Source organism: Thioalkalicoccus limnaeus (assembly GCF_041197575.1).
GTDB classification, from domain to species: Bacteria; Pseudomonadota; Gammaproteobacteria; order Chromatiales; family Chromatiaceae; genus Thioalkalicoccus; species Thioalkalicoccus limnaeus.
The window spans coordinates 50,520-73,065 of record NZ_JBDKXB010000017.1; the positions used below are offsets into that span (position 1 = coordinate 50,520).

Genomic DNA, 22,546 nt, shown 5'->3' on the forward strand with positions numbered 1-22,546 from the left:
TGGCGCCTGCTCGGATCGTAGCGGGGGTTGCCGCAGGACACGGCGATGATGGTGGCCGTCGCATCGAGGAAGCGGGACCGACCTCCTCGGACATCAGTGATCGCCCAACAGCTTTTCCGCCAGGGAACGGCCGCCCGATGTGAGGCGTAGTCGTCCATCTTCCAGCGTGATGGAATCCCGCTCGATGGCCTGGTTGATGACGCTTTCGGCAAAGGACAGGTCCCAGGAGAAATGATCCTGCAGGTGATCCGCGTGGCACTCCCATTCTGCCTCGGGCAACCGCTCGTGCTGGAGCAGATGAATGAGTAGCGCCCTTCTGGCAAAGGACCAGCGCTGTTTCCGCCTCGATCGTTGCTGCGCGACGTACCCGTGAACCGGGGCGAACAGAAACGCGGCGGTGAAGCAGACGCCCACCATGGTTGCCATGCTGCCGGCAATGGACGCATCCAGCCAGTGCGCAAGCCAGTAGCCGGAAATGGCGCAGGCGACGCCCAGCGCGACGCTCAACACGAGCGTTGTACCAAGCCGGTCGGTGAGCAGTCGCGCCGCGGCGGGTGGGCCAACGATAAGGGCTACCACCAGAATGGCGCCGACCGCATCGAAGGCCGCCACCGCCGTGAGCGAGACCAATCCCATCAACAGGTAGTGAAGAGCGACGGGGGCGAACCCAAGGGTCGATGCGAGCGCGGCATCGAAGGTAGCCAGCTTCAGCTCCTTGTAGAAGAGCAGGATGAAAACCAGGTTCATCAATCCAATCGCGCCCATCGCGTACAGGCCCTGGGGGCCGAGATCGACCCCGGCAATCTCGAGTCGGTTGAAGGGTGCGAACGCGAGCTCGCCCAGCAAGACGGCGTCCAGATCGAGGTGGATATCCCCGGCATACCGCGCAATCAAGATGACGCCGATGCTGAAAAGAGCGGGGAAAACGAGTCCGATGGCCGTGTCTTCCCTCACGAGGCCGGAGCGAGTAAGCACTTCCACGAGCACGACGGTGATGAGTCCCATCAGGGCCGCTCCCACGATCAGGAGCGGCGAGTTCAGGTTCCCGACGATCAAGAAGGCGATCACGATGCCTGGCAAGATGGCGTGACTGATGGCATCGCTCATCATGGCCATACCGCGGAGCACCAGATAAACGCCGGGTAGCGCGCAGGCGGCCGCCACCACGATGGCCACCAGTTGTATCTCGATTTGCGTGATGGTCAACGGGGCGGCTCCCCGTCCATCATGTCCGCCTTTGCGTCGGTCAGCTCGCCGGCAACTCTACGGCGCCAGACGATGCCACGTGCCGGCGCAAACAGCAGCGAGAAGGCGACGATCAGGCTGACGGCCATGACGATCGTCGGCCCGGTCGGTAGGTTGGCGAAGGCGCTGCTGACAAGCGTGCCCGAAACGCCGGCAAGCACGCCGAACAGCGCGGACAGACCGACCATCGTACTGAGACGATTGGTCCACTGCCGGGCCGCTGCCGCCGGGGCGATCAGCATGGCGCTCATCAAGACGACACCGACCGTCTGCAGACCGATCGCAATCGCGACCGCGATCAGGGTCATCAAGAGCACATCGAGCGCGCGCATCGGAAGACCCAGGGTTCTGCCGAAGGCGGGGTCGAAGGACAGCAGCTTGAACTCCTTCCAGAAGAGCCCGATCCCCGCCAGCGCGATCGAACCGAGGAAGGCCATCGTCCACACATCCTCGGTGACCAGTGTGGCAGCCTGCCCGAACAGAAAGGTGTCGAGTCCGGCCTGTCGGGCGCCGGCTGTCTGTTGAAGATAGGTCAACAAAAGAAGCCCGATGCCGAAGAATACCGTTAGAACGAGGCCGAGTGCGGTGTCGTATTTCACGCGTCGGTTCTGCGTCACGGCCATGACGCAGATCGTGGCGAGCCATCCGGCAGCCAAAGCCCCGAGCAGGAGCACGAGCGTCACACGGCTGCCCGTGATCAGAAAGGCGAGCGCGATTCCCGGAAGCGCCGCGTGTGAAATGGCATCGCCGATGAGGCTTTGCCCGCGTAAGACGGCATAGGTACCCAAGGCGCCACTCACGAGTCCAAGCACGGTGGAACCCAAGGCGACGGTGCGCAGGGTGTAATCAGCGAAAAGGGGTTGTACGAGATTGGACAAGACCTCCATCAACCGCCCTCCTTTGGCGTCTCCACGAAGGCGATGCGTCCGCGATAGGTTTGCCGCAGATTTTCTGTCGTGAAGACCTCGCGGACGGCGCCTGCCGCAATACGGCGGACATTGAGCAAGAGGACCGAGTCGAAATACCGAGGTAGCGTCTGTAGGTCGTGATGCACAACCACCACGGTTTTCCCGTCCGATTGAAGTTCGCGCAGAATCTCGATGATGGTGCGTTCCGTCGTCGCATCTACCCCTTGAAGGGGTTCGTCCATGAGATAGAGCCGAGCGTCCTGAACGAGGGCACGTGCGAGAAACGTCCGCTGTTGTTGACCGCCGGATAGCTCGCTGATCTGCCGCTCGGCGAGGTGTGCGATGCCGACCTTTTCGAGCGCGTGCATCGCCTCCGTCCGCTCTTTCTTGCCCGGGCGCTTGAACCACCCGATCTGCCCGTACAATCCCATCAGTACGACGTCCAGCACGTTCGTGGGGAAATCCCAGTCCACACTGGTGCGCTGTGGAACGTACGCGGCCTGCTCACGCACGTCGCGATATGGCCGCCCAAGCACGCGAATCTGGCCGGAAGCGGGTTGGACCAGGCCGAGTACAGCCTTCAACAGCGTACTCTTGCCGGCTCCATTCGGACCTGCAATGGCCACGAGATCGCCTTGCTCCACCGTCCAGTCGATGTCCCACAAGACGGGTTTGTCGCGATAGGCCATCGAGAGATCGCGCACGGTTAGGGCAGGAGTCGACATGTCGGGGTAAGTATCGTGGTCGCTCAGCAGAAGTGAGTCTCGCTCATTGGGGCCGTCGCCAAAGGCTCCATGGCTGGTCGGTGCCCCACTGCGGTGTCAGCAATGCCCTATCGCCCGTGCGCCCAAGTGCCGCGACGGCCGAGGTTGCGAACGAGCCCCGAAGGCGTCAGTTGGGGTCGCGCAGGAGTCCCTCCACGATGGTGTCGATGTTGTGACGCATCATACCGATGTAGGTACCTTCCGGCGTCCCTCGATCCCCGAGTGCATCGCCGTAGAGCGTACCGCCGAGGGTCGCGTTAAAACCTTTGGCCTGGGCTGCGCGGCGTACGGCTTCAATACCCCTTTCTGGCACGGACGACTCAGCGAACAGCACAGGAATCTGCCGTTCTACGATGAATTCTGCCATGCGTTGAACGTCGGCGGTGCCCGCTTCCGTGGCGGTGCTGATTCCTTGCAGACCCCGGACGTCGAAACCGTAGGCTTTTCCGAAATATTTGAAGGCATCGTGCGATGTCAAGAGCACGCGACGCGGATCGGGAACCGCGCTTGCCCGTTCATGCAGATACGAATCGAGCTCTGCCATTTCGTCGAGCAGCGCAGCCGTACGCGCGCGGAATCCCTCGGCATTGTCCGGATCCATTGCGACCAGGACATCACGCACGTGCTCCGCGACGATTTGCCATAGCGAGACATCCAGCCAGACGTGGGGGTCTCGATGGCCGGGATAGTCCGGCGAAGAGATCAGCAGGCCATCGGGAATGACTTCGGCGAGGGCTTCCGTTCGGACGCCGCGCTGGCCCATTTGCTCGAACAGGTCGGTCATCCGTCCTTCGAGGTGGTGGCCATTATAGAAGACGATATCCGCGCGGCTCATTCGATGCGCGTCACCCTCGCTGGCTCGGTAGAGGTGCGGGTCGATGCCCGGGCCCATTAAGCTGGCAAGCGATATGTCGTCTCCACCAATGGTCCTGACCAGGTCGCCGATGATGTTCGTCGTCGCGACCACTCTGAGGCGGTCGTCATCTTCTCCACCCGTCTCGCATCCGGCGACACCAAGAAGCAGCGCCGATAGCAGAAGTCCGTGCAATAGAAATCGCATCTGCTTTTTCTCCCGTGATCCGTTCTCGAGAGTCTCGTTGCATGAGGGCACCTTGAAAGATTCAAGGTGCCCGCTCGGGGCAAGGATGCCCCGCCATTTTCAGTCGCCTAAGCGACTGAAAATGAAGCGAAGCGAGAATCGCATTTTCGCTTCGCGTCTGGAAAAATTGCCCGGATGGCAATTTTTCAAGGTCCCCATGAGAGCCTGGAACTTCAGTTAGAGCAACCCGCACCTCTTGTCTGTCACACGGGCACGTCGGAAAACGCAAAGCGCCGATGCGGGGTAGGGATGCCTGTTTCGAGCACCACCCGACAGGCAATGCTCCAGGGTTTGCCTTATTCTCGACCCATGTAGCATACAGGATTTCATCGGAGAACCGATATCGGATGTCCGCCAATTTCACCCAGTTCAGGGATCAATTCAGGGATCCGGTTCATTGGCGAAGCACCGTGTGGTTCCGCGCTTCCCGAGTACGCGTCAGGCGTTCCCGCGGGATCGCTGACGGGCTGGCTGGCGATCCTTCTGCGTTGACGCAGATCGGCGCCCATCGCCCGAGGGCCGGGACGGCTCGCCTCAATACCGCCGATGGCGAAAAAGCCAGCCGGCCGCGCCGAGCGTGAACAGCGCGATCAGAGCAAGCGGCCACAATTGCGGCCACACCTGACCGAAACCGGCGCCTTCCAGAAAGACGCCGCGCAAGATGACCAGGTAATAGCGCAGAGGATCGATGAGTGTCAGGGCCTGCACGGCCGCCGGCATGTTGTCGATGGGTGTGGCGAATCCCGAGAGGATCACCGCCGGTACCATGAACAGAAAGGCCCCGAGCAGCGCCTGTTGCAGCGTGGCGGCGAGCGCGGAGATCATCAAACCGATGCCCACGGCCGCCAACGCGAAGAGCAGCACACCGCTGTAGAGTGCCCGAAGATCCCCGGTCAGGGGAATCTCGAACCAGAACACCGCGATGGTCATCACCAACGAGGCTTGGACGACGCCGATCAGGACACCGGGCAAGGCCTTGCCGATCAGGATCTCGGCCGGACGCAGCGGCGTCATCAGGAGCTGATCGAAGGTGCCCTGTTCGCGCTCGCGGGCGACCGATAAGGCCGTCACCATCATGGTCACGACCAGCGTCAGCAAGCCTACCAGGCCGGAGACGAAGAACCAGCGGCTCTCCAGGTTGGGGTTGTACCAGGCGCGGATGACGAGCCGCGTCGGCAGACCCGGCAGGCCCTGCGCACTTGCCCAGTCGCGGTTGAAGTCGGCCAGGATGCGCACGACATCGTTTCTCACGACTTGGGCACTGTTGGAATTGCGCCCATCGACCAGGATCTGGACCGAGGCGGTGCGTCCCCCGCTCAGGTCGGCACTGAACCGCGGCGGGATCTGGATCACCAGCCGCACGGCGCGCCGGTCGATGTGCGCGCCGATCGCGTCGGGGTGATTCAGATGGCCGGCGAAGGCGAAGCTCGGGGCGCCCTCGAAGCGAGCGAGCAGTTCACGCGCCGCCGCGCCGCCATCGCGATCGAGCACGGCGTAGTCGATGCGGTGCAGATCGAAGGAGGCGGCGTAACCGAACACCAGCAGCTGGATCAGCGGTGGCACGATGACCACGATCCGGCTGCGCTTGTCGCGAAACAGGGCCAGGAATTCCTTGACCGTGAGCGCCAATAGGCGGGTGAACAGGGGGCTGATCGGGGTCATCGGCCGTTATTCGAGGCGCTTATGCAGCAGCCGTCGGCTGAGCCCGAGCAAGGCACCGGCCATCAGCGCCAGCGCCGCCGCGTTCGGCAGGATCAGGCTCCAGACGTCTCCGGCCAGAAAGAGCGTTTGCAGGATGGTCACGAAATAGCGAGCCGCGACCAGATAGGTCAGCGCGCGCACGGGCGTCGGCATGCTGTCGATGTCGAACAGGAAGCCCGAGAGCAGGAAGGCCGGCAGAAAGGTGACGAGGAGCGCGATCATACCGGCGAGAAACTGATTGCGCGTGACGATCGAGATCAGCAAGCCCATGCCGAGCGCGGTCAGCAAAAAGAGTGTCGAGCAGAGCGCCAGCACCCAAAACGAACCCCGCAGCGGCACATCGAAAAGCCCGAGCGCCATCAGCACCGACAACACCATCCCGCCCAAACCGAGTACGAAGTAGGGGAGCAGCTTGCCGATCAGGATCTCGTCGATGGTCACCGGCGTGACGAGCAGCGCCTCGAGCGTGCCGCGTTCCCATTCCCGCGCGAACACCAGCGCTGTGAGCAGGGCGCCGACCAGGGTCATGTTGACTACCAAGAGTCCAGGCACCAAGAAGTGGCGGCTCTCCAGCTCCGGGTTGAACCAGACACGGATCTCGGCCGCGACCGGCTCGACGAGGCCGAGGCCGAGCCCGTGCGCATCGCTTTCCTGTTGCAGCCAGTTCGACCAAACGCCTTGGATGTAGCCTTGCAGCAGGCGCGCCGAGTTGGCATCGACGCCATTGAGGATGACGCCGATCGGTGCCTCGGCCGAGCCCGTGCTGGCGCCCGCGATGCGCTGACTGAAATCACTCGGCAGCACCACCAAGCCCTTCACATGATGACGGCGCACCGCCTCGCGCCCGTCCTGGAGCGTCGCGTAGAGGCGTGGCTCGAAATAGGGTGAATTCTGGAAGGCGGCCGTGAACGATTGGGCCGCTGTGCTCGGCTGCTCGATCACGAGGCCGACCGGCACCTGTCTGGCATCGAGCGACACCCCATAGCCGAACAGCAAGAGCAGTCCGCCGGGCAGGACGAAGGCGATCGCAAGACTCGAAGGGTCGCGCAGGATCTGCAACCACTCCTTGCGCAGCAGCCCGAGCAATCGGCGTGACATCCAGTGCGGCATCAGGCGGGTCCACCATGCGCGTGCGTCTCGATCAGCCGGATGAAGGCGTCTTCCAGCTCGGGGCAGGGTTGCTCGGGGGTCGCGGCGCGCGCCTTGATCGCGGCGGGGGTGCCCAGGGCCAGGATCTCGCCGGCTGCGAGGATCGCGACCCGATCGCAATATTCGGCCTCGGGCAAGACGTGCGTCGTGACCAGGATCGTCACGCCTTCCTCGGCCAGCGCGTTGATCCGGTCCCAGAATTCGCGGCGTGCCAGCGGATCGACCCCTGACGTGGGTTCGTCGAGAAAGAGGATGTGAGGCTCGTGCATCAGGGCAGCGGCCATGGCCAGACGCTGCTTGTAGCCGAGCGGCAAGGTGCCGCTGTCGGCTGTCGTCAGCGCCGCCAGCTCGAAGGACTCCAGCGCCCAGTCGATCCGCGCCCGGGCGTGGCGACCGCGTAACCCATAGGCGCGGGCAAAGAAGTCGAGATTCTGGCGTACCGTGAGATTGGTGTAGAGCGCGAAGCTCTGCGACATATAGCCGACCCGCCGACGCGCCTCGGCCGGCGCGCGGCGCAGGTCCACGCCGGCCACGCGCACTTGCCCAGCGGTTGGCGGCAGCAGTCCGCACAGTATCCGAAAGGTGGTGGTCTTGCCGGCGCCATTGGCGCCCAGGAGTCCGAAGACCTCGCCGGGCTCGACGCTGAATCTCGCGTCCTTCACCGCCACGAAGTCGCCGAAGACGCGGTGGAGTGACTCGACCTCGATCGCCGTGCCGGCCAGGCGTGACCTCTTGCGTGCGTCGGACCGGGGAGCGGCGCGTGCTCCGTTGCTCAGCCGTTCGACGAAGCTATCCTCGAGTCGCGGCCGAACCCGCTGCCAGTCACTCCCTTCGGGCTCGTGCTCTGGTGGGAATTCTTGCGCACTCGCCGCATCGAGGATGACGCGAATCGACTCGCCCTGTAGCGCCGCATCGACCACGCCCGGTCGTCGGCTCAATTCGGCACGGCGCGCGCGCCGCGTCGCGGGCGTCACGGCGATCTCGAAAACGCGACCGCGCAATGGTTCCGTGAAACATTCGGGTGGCCCTTGGTCGATCAGCCGGCCAGCGTGCAACAGGATCACATCGGCGCAGCGCTCGGCCTCGTCCAGGTAAGCGGTCGAGAGCAGCACGCTCATGCCCTCCTGTTCGACGAGTCGATGGACGATCGACCACAGCTCGCGCCGCGAGACCGGGTCGACCCCGACCGTCGGCTCGTCGAGCAACAGCAGTCGCGGGGGTGCGACCAGGGTGCAGGCCAGGCCCAGCTTCTGTTTCATGCCGCCCGAGAGCCGTCCGGCCAGACGTCCCAGGAAGGGGCCGAGCCCGGTCATGTCCATCAGATGCGCATAGCGCTCGCGGCGTGCCGCCTCGGGCACTTGCTGGAGATCGGCGTAGAGATCCAGATTCTCGCGTACGCTCAGATCCTCGTAGAGCCCGAAGCGCTGCGGCATATAGCCAATGCACGACTGAACGGCGAGCGGTTCGGCGGTGACATCCAGTCCCAGTACCTCGACCCGGCCGGCATCCGGTCGGAGCAAGCCCGCGACAACGCGCATCAGGGTCGTCTTTCCGGCCCCATCCGGGCCGACAAGTCCGGTCACCGCCCCCGGCGCGAGGGTGCAGGAGATGTCGGTGAGCGCTTCGATGACCTGTCCTGCCCGCCGGAAACGTTTGACGAGATGCGCGATGCGCAGCGGAGGAGAGGATTCAGCGCGCCTCATGGGTCGAGTTGGCCTCGGGGCCGCAACCGGGCGTTGCGAGCGGTGCGGCGGCCAGATCGATCTCGACCGTCACCGGCATCCCTTGACGCAGTTCCCCGCGTGGGTTGCAGGCGAACACCCGTGCCTGATAGACGAGATCGGTGCGAAGCTCGGTGGTCTGCACCGTCTTGGGCGTGAACTCGGCGTTGGGAGCGATATAGCCGACCCAGCCGGGGTAGGCGCGCCCCGGAAAACTATCGCTGAAGATCGCGGCTGGCTGCCCCGGCGCGACGCGCCCCAGATCCGGACCGGCGAGATAGACGCGCGCCCAAAGCGGTTCGGTCAGTGTGAGCCTGTAGACGGGGCGCAGCGCCGAGGCCATATCGCCAGGCTCCAAGAGGCGATTCTGGATGACGCCAGTCGTCGGCGCCGCGAGGCTCGTATCCTCGAGATCGATCTCGGCGGCGTGCAACTCGGCTTCCAGCGCCAGGAGACGCGCGCGTGCCGCGTCGATCTCCTCGGTACGGGTGCCGGCGAGCACCAAATCCAGACTGGCTTTCACGGCCCCGGCGCGCGCCTCGGCGGCCTCGGCCGCGCTCCGTGCATCGTCATGGTCCTGCGGCGAGACGAGCTTGCGCGCGGCCAGTTCTTTGGCGCGTTCGGCATGCTGGCGGGCGTTGAGCGCCTCGGTCCGCGCGGCCTCCAGATCGGCCCGCAGCTTGGCGATCTCCTCCGGGCGCGCGCCGGCCAGCAGCTCGCGCAGTTCGGCGCGTTGGGCCTCGACCCGCGCCTCGGCCATTGCGCGGGCGAGCGTCGGGCGGCGCGCGTCGAGCCGGGCGAGCGTCTCGCCTTGCACGACCGAAGCGCCCTCGGACACCGACATGGATGCGATGCGCCCGCTCACCTCGAACGCCAGATCGACCTGGCGCACGTCGATGTGACCGTAGAGCACCAGCCGATCGGCGCGCGCCTGATTGGCCGAGCGCTCGAGTCCCAACAGATAGACCAGCGCTGCCAGCGTCGCCGCCGAGAGGAACAGGCCAATGACTAGCCGAGGTTTCTTCATCATGACGCGGTCACTCGCGGTCACTCGCGGTCACTCGAGGTCTTCGAGTTCACCGATCCTCGGTGCCGGCCCCGCCCGGGTCGATCGGGCAAGCCGTCCGCACGGCGCGGACTTGCGGCGCACGGTGGCTACATCGGCGAGTCGATGATCAGCAGCGATGTCACCTCGCGCACCCCGACCAGATCCTCGGCGAGGGACTCGACGATCTGTCGCTCCACGGTGGACGACACGGTGCCGCGCAAGACGACGGCCCCGTTGTTGACGACCGGTTCGATGGTGTTGGCGTTCACGCTGGTGTTGAATATCAACAGTTTTCGGAGGCGTCGCTCGATCCAGGCATCCGGCCGTTCGGCCTCGGCCGCGGTCGCTTGTGCATCGCGCTCGGCCGATATCAGCGCGGAATCGACGGCCAGATAATTGAACACCTCGTGCACGCCGTCGGTGTGGTTCGCCAGCGTGGTCAGCCGGTCGGCGGTCTGAGTGCTGCCGACCCGGCCGTGCAGACGGATGGTGCCGTCGTCGACCTCGAAGCGAACATCGGCTCCGGCCAGGCTCACCTTCCAATCGAGCGGCTGTTGCAGCCGCACTGCCGTATTGAGATCCTGCACCTGTTTGGCTAGTCTGCTCGGCTCGTCGGCGAGCTCGCCACCGAGCGTCAGTGCATTGTCGATGCGGGTACGACCGGCCACCAGGCCAGCCAACGCGGAGGCCAGGTCGCGTTCGACGTCGTTGCTGACGGTCCCCTCTAGGCGCAGACCCTCGTCGGTCTCGCTGACGCGGATCGGGTACCCGCTCAGATGTTCGTTGATCGTGAGCAGGGTCTGGATCTTCGCCGCCGTCGCTGTCTCGGCGAAAGACGGCGCGGCCAGCAGCGACGCGGCGAGCCAGACCGCTGCGAAAAGGGTAGCGCGGAAGGGTAGAGCAGGCATCGTGTCCCGATCCTCGTGACGGCTGTTGATGTCCGGTATGGTAACCGCAATCAGAAGCTTGAGCGAAGACGGCGCAGTGACCCGATCTCCTCGGCGGCGACCGCGGGACGCGCGACACGGCAAATAGCAGAAGAGGTTCCGATGCACATCGTTGACGGCGTTCTCGCGACCCCGGTGATCGTCGCGGGTACCGCGCTGACCATCGCCGGGGTCGCGCGCGGGCTGAAGGACCTGGATTTCGAGCGGATCCCGGCCGCCGGTGTGTTGAGCGCGACCTTTTTCGTCGCCGCGCTGATCCATGTCCCGGTCGGGCCGTCGAACGTCCATCTTCTGCTCAATGGGTTGGTCGGGCTGGTCCTCGGTTGGGCCGCGTTTCCAGCCCTGTTCATCGCCCTGTTGCTGCAGGCCGTGTTCTTCGGTTTCGGTGGCGTGACCGTTCTCGGCGTCAACACGCTGGCCCTAGCGGGGCCGGCCGTGCTGGTGCATTACCTGTGTCGTCGCGGGGTGCGTTCGGCGCGCGCGCCGATCGCGTCCGTCTGGGGCGCGTTCGGCGGCGGTGTCGCGATCCTGTTCACGGTCGGGATCGTGGCCTTGGCCTTGGCCCTGAGCGGCGAGCACTACTGGCCGGCGGCGCAGTTGATCCTGCTCGCGCACCTGCCGGTGATCGTCGTCGAGGCCCTGCTGTGTGCCGCGGCGGTGACATTGGTTCGCCTGGTCAAACCGGAGCTGTTCGGCCTGCCGACGGGCGCAATCGCGAGAAATCTCGATGGCTGATCGTGCGCATGCGACGCCATCGGTCCTGGTCCCCGTCGTCGCGATGGCGGTCAAGGCCGCCGCGCAGGCCCATCGGGTGGCGGATGGCCATCGGTTCTGACTCGTCCGGCTCGCTCCTCGATACGGGGGCGCGCGCCATGGGTCCGCTCGTGGCACTCGATCCGCGCGTGCGGATCCTGGCCGCCCTGTTCTTTGCCGTGTCCGTCGTGACCTTGTCCGATACGCCGGCCTTGTTGGCGGCCGTCGGCGTGGCATTCCTCGTCGCGGCGCTCGCGGGACTGCGCTGGCGGACCGTCGCGCGCCGATTGCTGGTGGTGGATATGCTGATGCTGTTCATCCTGGCTTCCTTGCCCTTCTCGGTCCCAGGTACGCCGATTCTCGAGTGGCACGGCTTGGTCGCGAGCGCCGAAGGGTTCGAGCAGGCCATCCACATCCTGCTGAAGGCCAATGCGATCCTGCTCGCGTCGCTCGGTCTCGTGGGGGCACTCGATGGCACGACGCTGGGTCGGTCCCTCGCGCGCCTGCGGATGCCCCCGGCGCTCGTGCATCTCCTGCTCTTCACGGTGCGCTACCTCGACGTCATCGGCCGCGAATACGCGCGGCTGCGCACCGCGATGCGCGTGCGCGGCTTCCAGCCGGGGAATAACTGGCACACCTATCGTACACTGGGATATCTGGTCGGGATGCTGCTCGTGCGCAGCCTCGAGCGCTCCGAGCGGATCCTCGCGGCCATGCGCTGCCGTGGTTTTACCGGTCAGATCCTGTTGCTCGATACCCTGCGTTTTCGCCCGATCGATGCCCTGTTCGCCGGGCTCGTGATCCTGGTCTGCGCGGCGCTGCTGTCGTTCGACGCCTGGTTCGGCGGCTTTCACTGAGCGGCCGAGCGATCAGCCCGTGGCGCCTAGGCCGCCGGCGATCGCGTTGACGCTCAACAGCAGCGTCGGCAGGAGCGAGTCGGCCCCGGCGCTGCCGGCATCCCTGGCCGCGCGCCAGCGACGCAGTAAGCCGACCTGATGGTGGTGAAGGGGCACCAGCGCTCGATGTCGGATCTCGAGGACGCGATGGAGGCACGGGCGCGCCGCGGCGAACGGGGTGTCGTAGAGACGCTCGAGTACCTCTCCGGTGCGCGAGTGTTCGTCGAGGATCTGTTGAAGCAGGCGCCCGCGTACCGCGTCGTCGGGCACGAGTTCGGCGTAAAGCCGCATGATGTCAGGCGATGCCTGGGCCCACGCGGTGGCGGCGTTGCTCAGCATGTAGTGGACCGGTGCCCACCGCTCGCCGTCTGCGGTCTTGGCGTGTATCAGGGCGTCGCACGCCTCGGGTGCCTCCGTCGCCAGTGTTTCGAGCGCCGTGCCGAGACCGAACCAGCCCGGCAGCACGAAGCGCGCCTGGTTCCAGGCGAAGACCCAGGGGATGGCCCTGAGGTCTTGAAGCGTCCGCTGGCCCGTGCGCCGGGCGGGCCTGGAGCCGATGCGGCTCTGCTCGATCGCGTCGATCGGCGTCGCACATTCGAAGAAAGAGAGGAAACCCGGCTCCTCGACGAGGGCGCGGTAGGCGCGCAGACTCGATTCGGCGAGCCGGTCCATGATCTCGAGCAGCTCGGCCGGGTCATCGCCGCCATTTCGATCGCGCAACGTCCTGCCGAGCGTCCCCGCGAGCAGGAGCTCGAGGTGGTGCACGGCCGTGACGCGGTTGGCGTACTTCTGGGCAATGATCTCGCCCTGTTCGGTGACTCGCAGGTCGCCGCCCAGCGTGCCGGGAGGAAGCGCAGCGAGGAAGCGGTGGGTCGGTCCGGCACCACGGCCGATGGTGCCGCCGCGGCCGTGGAAGAAACGGACGCGCACACCATGACGCGCGCCGACATCGGCCAGTGCCTGCTGCGCCCGGTAGAGTCCCCAGAAGCTCGCGGCAAAGCCGCCGTCCTTGCCGCTGTCGCTGTAGCCGATCATGACCTGCTGCACCGGCTCGCCGCCGGCGGCCTGTCGTTCGAGCGAATGCCGGACGACAGGCTCCCGCAGGAAGGCGTCGAGGGTTTCGGGGGCGGTGCGCAGATCCTCGATCGTCTCGAACAGCGGTACCACCGCAAGCGGGCACCAGACCTCGGCGCCGTCGCGCCGAAGCAGTCCGGCGTCGCGGGCCAGCACGAATACGGCGAAGAGATCGGCGGCGCTTCGCGTCATGCTGACGATCAGCGCGCCGAGGCCGTCGGTGCCGTGCCGTTCGATCTCGGCAGCGAGGAGCCGGTAGCAGGCGAGCACCGCCGTGGCCTCGGGGCCCGCCTCATGGCGCGGATGGGCGAAAGGCCGGACGACGTTGAGCTCGCGCGCGAGCAGTTCGCGACGGCGCGGCTCGTCCCAGGCCGGGAAGTCTGCCGCGCCCGCGATGCCGGCGAGTACCAGCAGTTCCGCGAGCGCCCGATCGTGAAAGGCGCTGTTCTGGCGGACATCGAGACGCGCGAGGTGAAAGCCGAAGGTGCGCACCAGGTGCAGGACGGGATCGACGTCCGTCTGCGCGAGGCGTTCGGCACCGATCGCCTCGAGACTGGCCCGCAACCGCAGCAGGTCGGCCTCGAGTTCGCCGGCGTGTCGGTAGGCGTTGTCCGGCGCCTCACCCTCGGCGAGCGGCAGTGCCGCGCGCAGCAGGTTGACGGCTTGGCGCCAAGGCTCGTCCGGGTTACGCGCCAGCGCCGCTGCACCGGATCGGCCCAGCGCTGCGGCGCGGGTCTCGATCCAGCGGGCCAAGTCCGGTGGCGCTGTCTGCCGATAGGCGGACAGGCTGGCACCGGCGGCGAGCTGGGTAAGCTCTTCGTCGAGCAACTCGAGGGCCGCGCGACGAAAGGTCGCAAGCGTCACCGCCGTGACCTCGTCGGTGACGAACGGGTGTCCGTCGCGGTCCCCGCCGACCCAGTCGCCGAATAGCAGCCGCGGCCGAGCGAGCGGGTCGGCGAGCAGCGCCGGGTCGAAACCCGCCCGACGCCAGGCCGCCTGCAAGCGTTCTTCGAGCCAGGACAACGCGGTCGGGAACACCCGGCGGAGGTAGTGGAGCACATTGCGGAGCTCGTCGGCGACTGCGGGTTTTTCGAGGTACACCTCGCCCGTGCGCCAGAGCCGCTCGATCCCCGCCGTCACCTTCGCCTCGAGCGCGGCGCGCTCGGAAGGCGTCCACATCGTGTTTTCCAGCTCGACCAGCAGTCGGTAGAGTGCCCGATGGTGATGGAGCACGGTCTCCCGCTTGGCCTCGGTCGGGTGGGCGGTGAGGACGGGTTCGACGCGGAGGTCCCTCAGCGCCGCGGCGACTGCCGGGCCATCGAAGCCGTCCTCCTCGAGGCGCGCGAGATGCTGGTCCCAGGAGCCCGGTTCCTGGACGAGCTCATCGGCTGCTTCGCGGGCCCGTCGGCCCTGAGCGATCGCATTCTCCTCGGCCTGATGCAGAAGCTGGAAGGCGATGGAGAAGGCCTGCAGGCAACACTCGGCCTTCTCCTCTGGCCACGCGGCCGCGATCGCACCGTCCCCCCAGAGCTCGCGCCAGGGCAGCGCCCGCGCGACCTCCCGTTCGCCCAGGTCTTCGAGCACGGTGGCGAACGAGCGCATCAGCAGCGCCAAGGTGGTATCGATCTTCGGGACGTCGAGGCGACTGGCCATGGTTTTTCCTCCCGGCTAGTGACGACGATCGTTACGCCGGTGGGGCCGTGACGCGGCTCATTGGTTCCCTCTATGCCTCAGAACCCTCGGTCGGTGGCGAAGGCTGCGTCGCCGTCGCCACCTTGTTTGTCGGCCGGGGGTTATCAGATCAGGTCGCGAACCCCGTCGCGCTCCTCGAGCAGCTCGGCCTCGGTGGCCTTCATGCGCGTGCGGCTGAACTCGCTGATTTCGAGCCCCTGCACGATCTCCCAGCGGCCTTGTTTGCAGCGCACCGGGAAGGAATAGACGATGCCTTCGGTGATGCCGTAGCTGCCGTCGGAGGGCACGGCCATGCTGACCCAGTCGTCGGCCGGGCTGCCGAGTGCCCAGTCGCGGACGTGGTCGATCGCCGCCGAGGCTGCGGAAGCGGCGGACGATACCCCGCGCGCCTTGATGATGGCGGCGCCACGCTGCTGGACGGTCGGGATGAAGTCATCGCGGACCCAGGTCTCGTCCACCAGCGAGGGCGCGGGCTTGCCGTCCACCGTGCAGTGACTGATGTCCGGGTATTGCGTGGCGGAGTGATTGCCCCACAGGGTCATCTGGCGGATCGCGTTGACGCTCTTGCCGGTCTTCGCCGCCAGCTGGGCGAGGGCGCGGTTGTGGTCAAGCCGGGTCATGGCGGTGAAGCGGGCGGGGTCGAGGTCGGGCGCGTTCCGATAGGCGATCAGCGCATTGGTGTTGGCTGGATTGCCGACCACCAGCACGCGCACCTGGCGGTCAGCGTTATCGTTCAACGCCTTGCCCTGAGCCGAGAAGATTTTGGCGTTCTCCAGCAGCAGGTCCTTGCGCTCCATGCCGGCGCCGCGCGGCTTCGCGCCGACCAGCAGTGCGTAGTGGGCGTCGGCGAAGGCCTCTTCCGCCTTGTCGGTCGCCACCACGCCCGCGAGGGTCGGGAAGGCGCAGTCGAGCAGCTCCATTTCGACGCCCTTGAGGGCGCCCAGGGCCGGCGGGATCTCGAGGAGTTGCAGGATGACGGGCGTATTGGGGCCCAGCATCTGACCGGAGGCGATACGGAAAGCCAGTTGGTAGCCGATCTGGCCGGCGGCGCCAGTGATGGCGACTCTTGTGGGTTGGGTCATGGGCGACTCGCTGTTCTGGGTTCGTTTCTGTCGAGATGGCCGCCGCGCTGGCACCGGTAGCCCTGCTCGCGGCGGAACCTCCCATTGTAGCAGCGCCGCCGCGCGCAGGTCCCCAGGGCCTGCAAGGCGGTGCGCAGGCCCGGTCGCGGCGTCATTCGAAGCCAGGCATGATCGGTGTCGCTGAGGCCGGGGGTAGCGGATCCGGCGCGCGGTCGCGGACGAAACCCGGGAAATCGGGGTTGGTCCAGCCTGCGTCGGCGACTCGTTCAGGGGGCGGGCGTAACCTCGAGGTGTAGTCGACGACCGCGGCCTGCTCCTGGGGCGTGAAGCCTTGGATCTTCTTGACCATCTTGGGATCGGAGTTCTTGCGACGGCCCTCGCGGATCAAATCGAATTGCCGCATCAGATAATGGTAATGCTGCCCGGCCAGGGCCGGGATGTGATCTTCCTTGTCACCTTGGCCGCGGTCACCGTGGCAGTCCGCGCAGTCCTGCGCATAGAGCCTCTTGCCAAGCTCGAGGTCTTCGCCCGGCCCGACGCCATTGTTCGGTGTCATCGGCAACTGCGCCACATAGGCCGCCACGTCCGCGATCCGCTGCGGTCCACCGAGGATCTCCGGTATCGCGAAGGGGTACATCAGCGGATTCTCGCGGTTGCGCGCGCGAATATCGGCGAGCTGCTTGATGATCACGGTGCTGTGTTGGCCGGCGATTTGCGGGTAGCTGCCGTTCGGCGTTCCCCACCCCTCGGGGCGGTGACACACCGAGCAGACCATGTAGACCTCCCGCCCGTTCTCGACGTTCGGCGTCAGGGATAGCACCTCCTCGTACTCGGCCTGGGCGATTTCGGCAGGCGTTTGGGCCGCGGAAATACCCGATAACGGCATCAGGAGCGTGATCGCCACGGACCACGCGAGCCTCGTCTCTTTCATCGTTGTCCTCCATCAGCCTGGCGATCGGTCACAGTCGTCGCCCCGGCGCCATACTCTCGTTCGCCCCTTGAGGTTATGCGCAGCCACGGGGCGATGCAACCATGCGCCGCGCTCGGCAAACCAAAAAGGCCCGACGGTGATCGAGCCGGCCGCCTGTCTGGTGCGACCGATGTCGGCGCAAGGCCGTTCGCGCGGCCGGCTCTTCGCGAACACATTACGTTAATAGACAATATATGGTTGTTGCTAGCTTTCTAGATACTATATATTGTGTCTCTGCGCTGGCGGTCTCCGTCTGCGCCGCGCGCTACGCCTCGCCCCCGAACCAACCCGAAACAACACAAGAGGAACGCCATGACTTCGATCGCGCCGCAACGGGTTTCGTTCGATACGCCTCCCACCGCCGATTGGACGCCGCCGGGTTCGGACCGGCCCACCGACGAGATCGGGACGCCGGGTCGCGTCCAGGTGATCCGGCGCAACGGCCAGGTTACCCACTTCGATTCGACCAAGATCACGGTCGCGATGACCAAGGCCTTTCTCGCCGTCGAGGGCGGACAGGCGGCCGCGTCGCGGCGCGTCCATGATCAGGTCGCGGCGCTGACCGATCAGGTCGTCGCCGCCTTGACTCGCCGCCTGCCGGGCGGCGGTACCGTCCACATCGAGGACATCCAGGACCAGGTGGAACTCGCGCTGATGCGCGCCGGTGAGCACAAGGTGGCCCGTGCCTACGTCCTGTATCGCGAACAGCATGCCCGCGAGCGGGCCGAAAAGGCCGCGCTGCCAGCCGACAAGAACCTGGCGTCGATCCGGGTCACGCTCGCCGACGGGTCCACGCGGCCACTCGATCTCGACCGCCTTGCGAGGCTCGTCGCCGAGGCCTGCCGCGGGTTGGCCGGTGTCGAGGGTCAGCGGATCCTCGCCGACACGCAACGCAACCTGTTCGATGGCGTGCGCGAGGTCGACGTCAGTCAGGCCCTGGTCATGAGCGCCCGGGCGCTGATCGAGACGGACCCGGACTACAGCCAGGTCGCGGCGCGCCTGCTGCTCGACATCCTCCGCCGCGAGGCGCTCGGCTATCTGGAGCTGGCCGACGGCATCGAGACCCAGGCCGACCTGGCCGAACGCTATAGCGACTATTTCACCGCCTTCGTGCACCGCGGCGGCGACCTCGAGTTGCTCGACCGGCGCCTCGCGACCTTTGATCTCGTGCGCCTCGGGGCCGCGCTGAGGCCCGAGCGCGATCTCCAGTTCGGCTACCTGGGGCTTCAGACCCTGTATGACCGCTACTTCCTGCATACCGCGAACGGCATCCGCTTCGAGTTGCCGCAGGCCTTCTTCATGCGCGTCGCGATGGGTCTGGCGATCGACGAGATCGACCGCGAGGAACGGGCCATCGAGTTCTACGAGCTCCTGTCCTCGTTCGCCTTCATGAGCAGCACGCCGACGCTGTTCAACGCCGGCACGCTGCGGCCGCAGTTGTCCTCCTGCTATCTGACGACGGTGCCCGACGATCTCGACGGCATCTACAGCGCGATCAAGGACAATGCGCTGCTGTCGAAGTTCGCCGGCGGCCTGGGCAACGACTGGACGCGGGTGCGTGGCCTCGGCGCCCATATCCGGGGCACCAACGGCAAGAGCCAGGGGGTCGTGCCCTTCCTCAAGGTCGCCAACGACACGGCCGTCGCCGTGAACCAGGGCGGCCGGCGCCGAGGGGCGGTCTGCGCCTACCTCGAGACCTGGCACATCGACATCGAAGAGTTCCTGGACCTGCGCAAGAACACCGGCGACGACCGGCGACGCACGCATGACATGAACACGGCCAACTGGGTACCGGACCTGTTCATGAAGCGCGTCGCCGAGGACGGCCCTTGGACCCTGTTCTCGCCGGACGAGACGCCGGATCTGCACGACCTGACCGGCCAGGCCTTCGAGCAGGCCTATCTCGCGTACGAGGCGCGCGCCGAACGCGGCGAACTCGGGGTCAGCAAGCGCATCAAGGCCGTCGATCTGTGGCGCAAGATGCTCGCGATGCTGTTCGAGACCGGCCACCCCTGGATCGCGTTCAAGGACCCATGCAACCTGCGCTATACGAACCAGCACGTCGGCATCGTGCACAGCTCCAACCTGTGCACCGAGATCACGCTGCACACCAATGATCAGGAGATCGCCGTCTGCAATCTCGGCTCGGTCAACCTGGCCGCGCACGTCGACGAGCACGGGCTCGACACCGCGAGGCTCCGCCAGACGGTCCGCACCGCGATGCGGATGCTCGACAACGTCATCGACATCAACTTCTACAGCGTCCCGCAGGCGCGCAAGGCCAATCTCCGCCACCGTCCGGTCGGGCTCGGGATCATGGGCTTTCAGGACGCCCTCTATCGGCTGCGCATCCCGTACACCAGCGAGGAAGCGGTGACCTTCGCCGACACGAGCCTCGAGCATCTGAGCTACTGCGCGATCGAGGCGAGCACCGAACTGGCCGAGGAACGCGGCCGCTACCCGAGCTTCGCCGGCAGCCTGTGGAGCCGCGGGATCCTGCCGATCGACAGCAACCAGCTGCTCGAGGAGGGCAGGGGCGGCTATCTGCAAGTCGACACCAGCCGCACCCTCGACTGGGACGCGCTGCGCGAGCGGGTGCGCACGGTCGGCATGCGCAACTCCAACTGCCTCGCGATCGCCCCGACCGCGACCATCAGCAACATCGTCGGGGTCAGCCAATCGATCGAGCCGACCTACCAGAACCTGTACGTGAAGTCGAACCTGTCCGGCGAGTTCACGGTCGTGAACCCCTATCTGGTCGCCGACCTCAAGGCGCGCGACCTGTGGGATCCGGTCATGGTCAACGACCTGAAATACTACGACGGCTCGGTGTGGCCGATCGATCGCATCCCCGAAGATCTGAAGGCGCTTTATGCCACCGCGTTCGAAATCGACCCGCGCTGGCTCGTCGAGGCCGCCAGCCGCCGCCAAAAGTGGCTCGACCAGGCCCAGAGCCTGAATCTCTACATGAGCGAGCCGAGCGGCAAGAAGCTCGACAACCTCTACAAGCTCGCCTGGGTCCGCGGCCTCAAGACCACCTATTACCTGCGCTCCATGGGCGCCACCCATGTCGAGAAGTCGACGGTCGCCGACGCGACACGCGCCAATCGGCTGAACGCCGTTGGTGGCTCAGCCGCCGTGGAGGGCCATGGCAAGGTGCCCGGCAACGGCAACGGCAACGGCGCCACGCGCCCGACGACCTGCTCCATCCTCGAACCCGACTGCGAGACTTGCCAGTAGGCAAGCGCGAAGACCAGTGCGCGCGGGCAGCTCGGGCGTCGCCTTGGCGGCACCGGGCTGGCTTGGCAAGAGTACGCAGAAGGGCGGTCGCGAACGATGGGGAGGTCTCGATCGATTGGCGCAACGCCATTTTCTGGATGCTGGGAAGGTATGACCAGAGCCGGGCTTGTGTATTGTGCAGCTGCGCATTCGCGCATTGGCCGAACAGCGCTTGTTTCCGTCTATCTCGGTCGGTGGAGCTTATTGCTCATACCATTACCCATATCTCCGCGGCCCCGGGGTCACCGGGCGTCGCAAGTACCTGATCAACGCAGATACGGTACCATGCGCGTCCCAGAAGCACCTCCTCGTAACGCTCTGATTTGGCGAAACCGACCGACTTATGGGTAAGGCTATGGCTTATTGCTAGTTCGATCCCCGTGGTTCGTGATGCGGGGAAGAGCTCCCGATTCGGCACGCGGACAATGTCTGATCACCCGGTTGGATCGACCCGTGGTGTGGCGTATTGTGTCGCCGCAGGGCATGTGCTAGGTTCCACTGCTAACACGGCCTATCGCAGGGTGCTTGACGTGGCTGGGTGAGCCCCATGCCTGGGGCCCGACATGGAAACACGCAGAATCTGTCTATCTCAATCGGACCAGATTCTGTCGACTCAACCGTCGGCTATCATTAAAAGGGGTTAGCAATCAGGAGCAGTTAACCGGTGAGCGATCCATTTGGTTTAGAACGCGAAGATCTTATTCGAAGATCACGTGTCCGAGATATTTTTACCCCGCACAAACCTATTCATTCACTTGATCTCTTTTTCGGGCGCACTCTCGAGGTTCGGTCACTTATCGAACACCTAAACACGCCAGGACAGCACGCTTTACTTTTTGGCGATCGAGGTGTCGGGAAGAGTTCCTTAGCGAACATCGCTTCGGATCTTCTTCTCAAGAGGCTCGCATCCGGCAAGTTTTTCAAAAAGCGTTGCGACAGTACTGATAGCTTCAGGTCCGTGTTTGCGGAACCACTTGCTCATGTTGGAGTAAACTTGCAAGTCGTTGGGTCGGAAAGCCGGAAAGCCGAAGGAGGTAAGGCCGATATAGGGATTCCGGGACTTGGAGGAGGAGTCCATACGACTTCAGAAACGACTTTGAAAGAGCGTGGGCTGTCGTCTGAGCTAGATTCTCCTGGTTGGGTTGCTGCGAAACTTTCTGGATTGGACGGTCTGCTTCTAGTTGATGAACTTGACGCCCTTCGTGATCCCTCGGATCGTCACAAGATAGCGGAGCTCATAAAGCAACTCAGTGACGAAGGTTCCCTATTTAAGATTCTGCTGGTGGGAATCGCGGAGACAGGTGTCGATCTCACAGATGGACACCAATCGGTTGAGCGGTGTCTCCGCGAGACCCGGCTTGGCCGGATGTCTGATATTGAATTGAAGCAAATCGTAGATAAAGGGGAAAAAGCCTTAAACTTAAAATTCACGGCGCAGGCAAAAACGCGAATTGTGACAGTTTCTTCTGGTTATCCACACTTCACGCATTTGCTCGCCCTGAAAGCTGCCGAGGACGCTATAGCAGAGGGACGCACTGAAATTGGCGTAGCCGGTATCGAAGCAGCGACGCGGCGTGCTGTAGATGATTCCGAAGGTCGACTGAAGAGGCAATATGATGAGGCGTGCCGATCTTACGGCACCGATGAATATCGGCGCATTGTATGTGCGGCAGCGCTTCTTGGGTCAGAAGAATTCAACGCGGCAGCGTTGCGGGAAAAGTATCTGAAACTATGGGGCCGGAAAATAGACCAAAACAGTCTTAACAATTATTTTAATCGGTTAGTATCTGATTCTGGGGGAACCATACTGAGACGACTTGCAAAGGGTGTCTATCGATTCAATGATCCTCGGATGCCAAGTTATGTCCGTATTGCAAACATGCACAGCATTAATATGGAGCAGTAGCTTTTATCTCTGCGATTACGGCAAAAGCGAAAATAGGGACAAGCGAGAACAGGGCGAAAACGGAGTCTGACCGGGATGGCACGAAAAGAAAATTATGGTCGGAAAGAATAGTGGTGCATTTGATTAAAAGAGTATTGAAGGTTTAGGAAAAGACAAACCCGTGGTTTACAATATCGAAGACCAGAACAGTAGTACGCTCTACACAGGTGTAGCGAAAAGAGGGGCGAGTCGAGGAACGCCTAAAAGAGCATTTGCCAGGACGTCCAGATCCAAGTCGGGGTGGGGCAAAGGTGACAATGGAGCAGAAACCTA

16 protein-coding genes are annotated in these 22,546 nt (G+C 64.6%); 4 read left to right on the plus strand and 12 right to left on the minus strand.

Annotated features, from left to right (window positions below; all coding sequences use genetic code 11):
* Positions 1-93: 93 nt before the first annotated feature.
* The 9 genes from ABC977_RS12570 to ABC977_RS12610 all read right to left on the minus strand — a co-directional run bounded on the left by ABC977_RS12570 (position 94) and on the right by ABC977_RS12610 (position 10,543).
* A complete protein-coding gene (locus ABC977_RS12570) occupies positions 94-1,206 on the minus strand; it encodes a metal ABC transporter permease (protein ID WP_369667608.1) in 1,113 nt (370 codons plus the stop codon).
* Positions 1,203-2,132 carry a metal ABC transporter permease gene (locus ABC977_RS12575; RefSeq protein ID WP_369667609.1) on the minus strand — a complete coding sequence of 310 codons (930 nt, stop codon included), beginning with the start codon at positions 2,130-2,132 and terminating at the stop codon, positions 1,203-1,205. Before ABC977_RS12575 ends, ABC977_RS12570 begins: the two co-directional genes overlap by 4 nt.
* The gene (locus tag ABC977_RS12580) at positions 2,132-2,842 is read right to left on the minus strand and encodes a metal ABC transporter ATP-binding protein (protein WP_369667610.1); all 711 of its coding nucleotides are present in this window, start codon (positions 2,840-2,842) and stop codon (positions 2,132-2,134) included. The genes ABC977_RS12575 and ABC977_RS12580 overlap by 1 nt, the downstream gene beginning before the upstream one ends.
* 202 nt (positions 2,843-3,044) lie before the next feature.
* A complete protein-coding gene (locus ABC977_RS12585) occupies positions 3,045-3,977 on the minus strand; it encodes a metal ABC transporter solute-binding protein, Zn/Mn family (RefSeq protein ID WP_369667611.1) in 933 nt (310 codons plus the stop codon).
* Positions 3,978-4,550: 573 nt separating this feature from the next.
* Entirely contained in the window at positions 4,551-5,678 is a 1,128-nt protein-coding gene (locus ABC977_RS12590; RefSeq protein WP_369667612.1) for an ABC transporter permease, read from the minus strand.
* Between the two features lie 6 nt (positions 5,679-5,684).
* Positions 5,685-6,827 (minus strand): ABC transporter permease, encoded by a 1,143-nt coding sequence (locus tag ABC977_RS12595; protein WP_369667613.1) that lies wholly within the window; start codon positions 6,825-6,827, stop codon positions 5,685-5,687.
* Positions 6,827-8,569 (minus strand): ATP-binding cassette domain-containing protein, encoded by a 1,743-nt coding sequence (locus ABC977_RS12600; RefSeq protein ID WP_369667614.1) that lies wholly within the window; start codon positions 8,567-8,569, stop codon positions 6,827-6,829. Before ABC977_RS12600 ends, ABC977_RS12595 begins: the two co-directional genes overlap by 1 nt.
* Entirely contained in the window at positions 8,556-9,617 is a 1,062-nt protein-coding gene (locus tag ABC977_RS12605; RefSeq protein WP_369667615.1) for an HlyD family secretion protein, read from the minus strand. The genes ABC977_RS12600 and ABC977_RS12605 overlap by 14 nt, the downstream gene beginning before the upstream one ends.
* Positions 9,618-9,742: 125 nt before the next feature.
* Positions 9,743-10,543: a BON domain-containing protein gene (locus tag ABC977_RS12610; RefSeq protein ID WP_369667616.1), complete on the minus strand. Its 801-nt coding sequence runs from the start codon at positions 10,541-10,543 to the stop codon at positions 9,743-9,745.
* Positions 10,544-10,684: 141 nt separating this feature from the next.
* Here ABC977_RS12610 and cbiM point away from each other — a divergent pair, with 141 nt between their 5' ends.
* Together cbiM and cbiQ are read left to right on the plus strand one after the other, a co-directional pair.
* A complete protein-coding gene (gene cbiM, locus ABC977_RS12615) occupies positions 10,685-11,317 on the plus strand; it encodes a cobalt transporter CbiM (RefSeq protein ID WP_369667617.1) in 633 nt (210 codons plus the stop codon).
* Positions 11,318-11,400: 83 nt separating this feature from the next.
* The gene (cbiQ, locus tag ABC977_RS12620) at positions 11,401-12,192 is read left to right on the plus strand and encodes a cobalt ECF transporter T component CbiQ (RefSeq protein WP_369667618.1); all 792 of its coding nucleotides are present in this window, start codon (positions 11,401-11,403) and stop codon (positions 12,190-12,192) included.
* A gap of 12 nt (positions 12,193-12,204) precedes the next feature.
* Here the strand turns inward: cbiQ and ABC977_RS12625 are convergent, their stop codons facing one another.
* The 3 genes from ABC977_RS12625 to ABC977_RS12635 all read right to left on the minus strand — a co-directional run bounded on the left by ABC977_RS12625 (position 12,205) and on the right by ABC977_RS12635 (position 17,010).
* Entirely contained in the window at positions 12,205-14,958 is a 2,754-nt protein-coding gene (locus ABC977_RS12625) for a phosphoenolpyruvate carboxylase (RefSeq protein ID WP_369667619.1), read from the minus strand.
* A gap of 143 nt (positions 14,959-15,101) precedes the next feature.
* The gene (locus ABC977_RS12630) at positions 15,102-16,079 is read right to left on the minus strand and encodes a malate dehydrogenase (RefSeq protein ID WP_369667620.1); all 978 of its coding nucleotides are present in this window, start codon (positions 16,077-16,079) and stop codon (positions 15,102-15,104) included.
* 151 nt (positions 16,080-16,230) lie between these two features.
* Positions 16,231-17,010, minus strand: a complete 780-nt coding sequence (locus ABC977_RS12635) for a c-type cytochrome (RefSeq protein WP_369667621.1) — start codon at positions 17,008-17,010, stop codon at positions 16,231-16,233.
* A gap of 351 nt (positions 17,011-17,361) precedes the next feature.
* On the opposite strand from ABC977_RS12635, the gene ABC977_RS12640 reads away from it, so the two are divergent.
* Positions 17,362-20,289 (plus strand): ribonucleoside-diphosphate reductase subunit alpha, encoded by a 2,928-nt coding sequence (locus ABC977_RS12640; protein WP_369667622.1) that lies wholly within the window; start codon positions 17,362-17,364, stop codon positions 20,287-20,289.
* 703 nt (positions 20,290-20,992) lie between these two features.
* Positions 20,993-22,234: an ATP-binding protein gene (locus tag ABC977_RS12645; RefSeq protein ID WP_369667623.1), complete on the plus strand. Its 1,242-nt coding sequence runs from the start codon at positions 20,993-20,995 to the stop codon at positions 22,232-22,234.
* The last annotated feature ends 312 nt before the right edge of the window (positions 22,235-22,546 follow it).

What these genes read in the sequence shown, in the direction of transcription:
- ABC977_RS12575 (WP_369667609.1), bottom strand. Translation starts at nt 2,132, where the DNA reads ATGGAGGTCTTGTCCAATCTCGTACAACCCCTTTTCGCTGATTACACC.
- ABC977_RS12580 (WP_369667610.1), bottom strand. Translation starts at nt 2,842, where the DNA reads ATGGCCTATCGCGACAAACCCGTCTTGTGGGACATCGACTGGACGGTG.
- ABC977_RS12585 (WP_369667611.1), bottom strand. Translation starts at nt 3,977, where the DNA reads ATGCGATTTCTATTGCACGGACTTCTGCTATCGGCGCTGCTTCTTGGT.
- ABC977_RS12590 (WP_369667612.1), bottom strand. Translation starts at nt 5,678, where the DNA reads ATGACCCCGATCAGCCCCCTGTTCACCCGCCTATTGGCGCTCACGGTC.
- ABC977_RS12595 (WP_369667613.1), bottom strand. Translation starts at nt 6,827, where the DNA reads ATGCCGCACTGGATGTCACGCCGATTGCTCGGGCTGCTGCGCAAGGAG.
- ABC977_RS12600 (WP_369667614.1), bottom strand. Translation starts at nt 8,569, where the DNA reads ATGAGGCGCGCTGAATCCTCTCCTCCGCTGCGCATCGCGCATCTCGTC.
- ABC977_RS12605 (WP_369667615.1), bottom strand. Translation starts at nt 9,617, where the DNA reads ATGATGAAGAAACCTCGGCTAGTCATTGGCCTGTTCCTCTCGGCGGCG.
- ABC977_RS12610 (WP_369667616.1), bottom strand. Translation starts at nt 10,543, where the DNA reads ATGCCTGCTCTACCCTTCCGCGCTACCCTTTTCGCAGCGGTCTGGCTC.
- cbiM (WP_369667617.1), top strand. Translation starts at nt 10,685, where the DNA reads ATGCACATCGTTGACGGCGTTCTCGCGACCCCGGTGATCGTCGCGGGT.
- cbiQ (WP_369667618.1), top strand. Translation starts at nt 11,401, where the DNA reads ATGGCCATCGGTTCTGACTCGTCCGGCTCGCTCCTCGATACGGGGGCG.
- ABC977_RS12625 (WP_369667619.1), bottom strand. Translation starts at nt 14,958, where the DNA reads ATGGCCAGTCGCCTCGACGTCCCGAAGATCGATACCACCTTGGCGCTG.
- ABC977_RS12630 (WP_369667620.1), bottom strand. Translation starts at nt 16,079, where the DNA reads ATGACCCAACCCACAAGAGTCGCCATCACTGGCGCCGCCGGCCAGATC.
- ABC977_RS12635 (WP_369667621.1), bottom strand. Translation starts at nt 17,010, where the DNA reads ATGAAAGAGACGAGGCTCGCGTGGTCCGTGGCGATCACGCTCCTGATG.
- ABC977_RS12640 (WP_369667622.1), top strand. Translation starts at nt 17,362, where the DNA reads ATGACTTCGATCGCGCCGCAACGGGTTTCGTTCGATACGCCTCCCACC.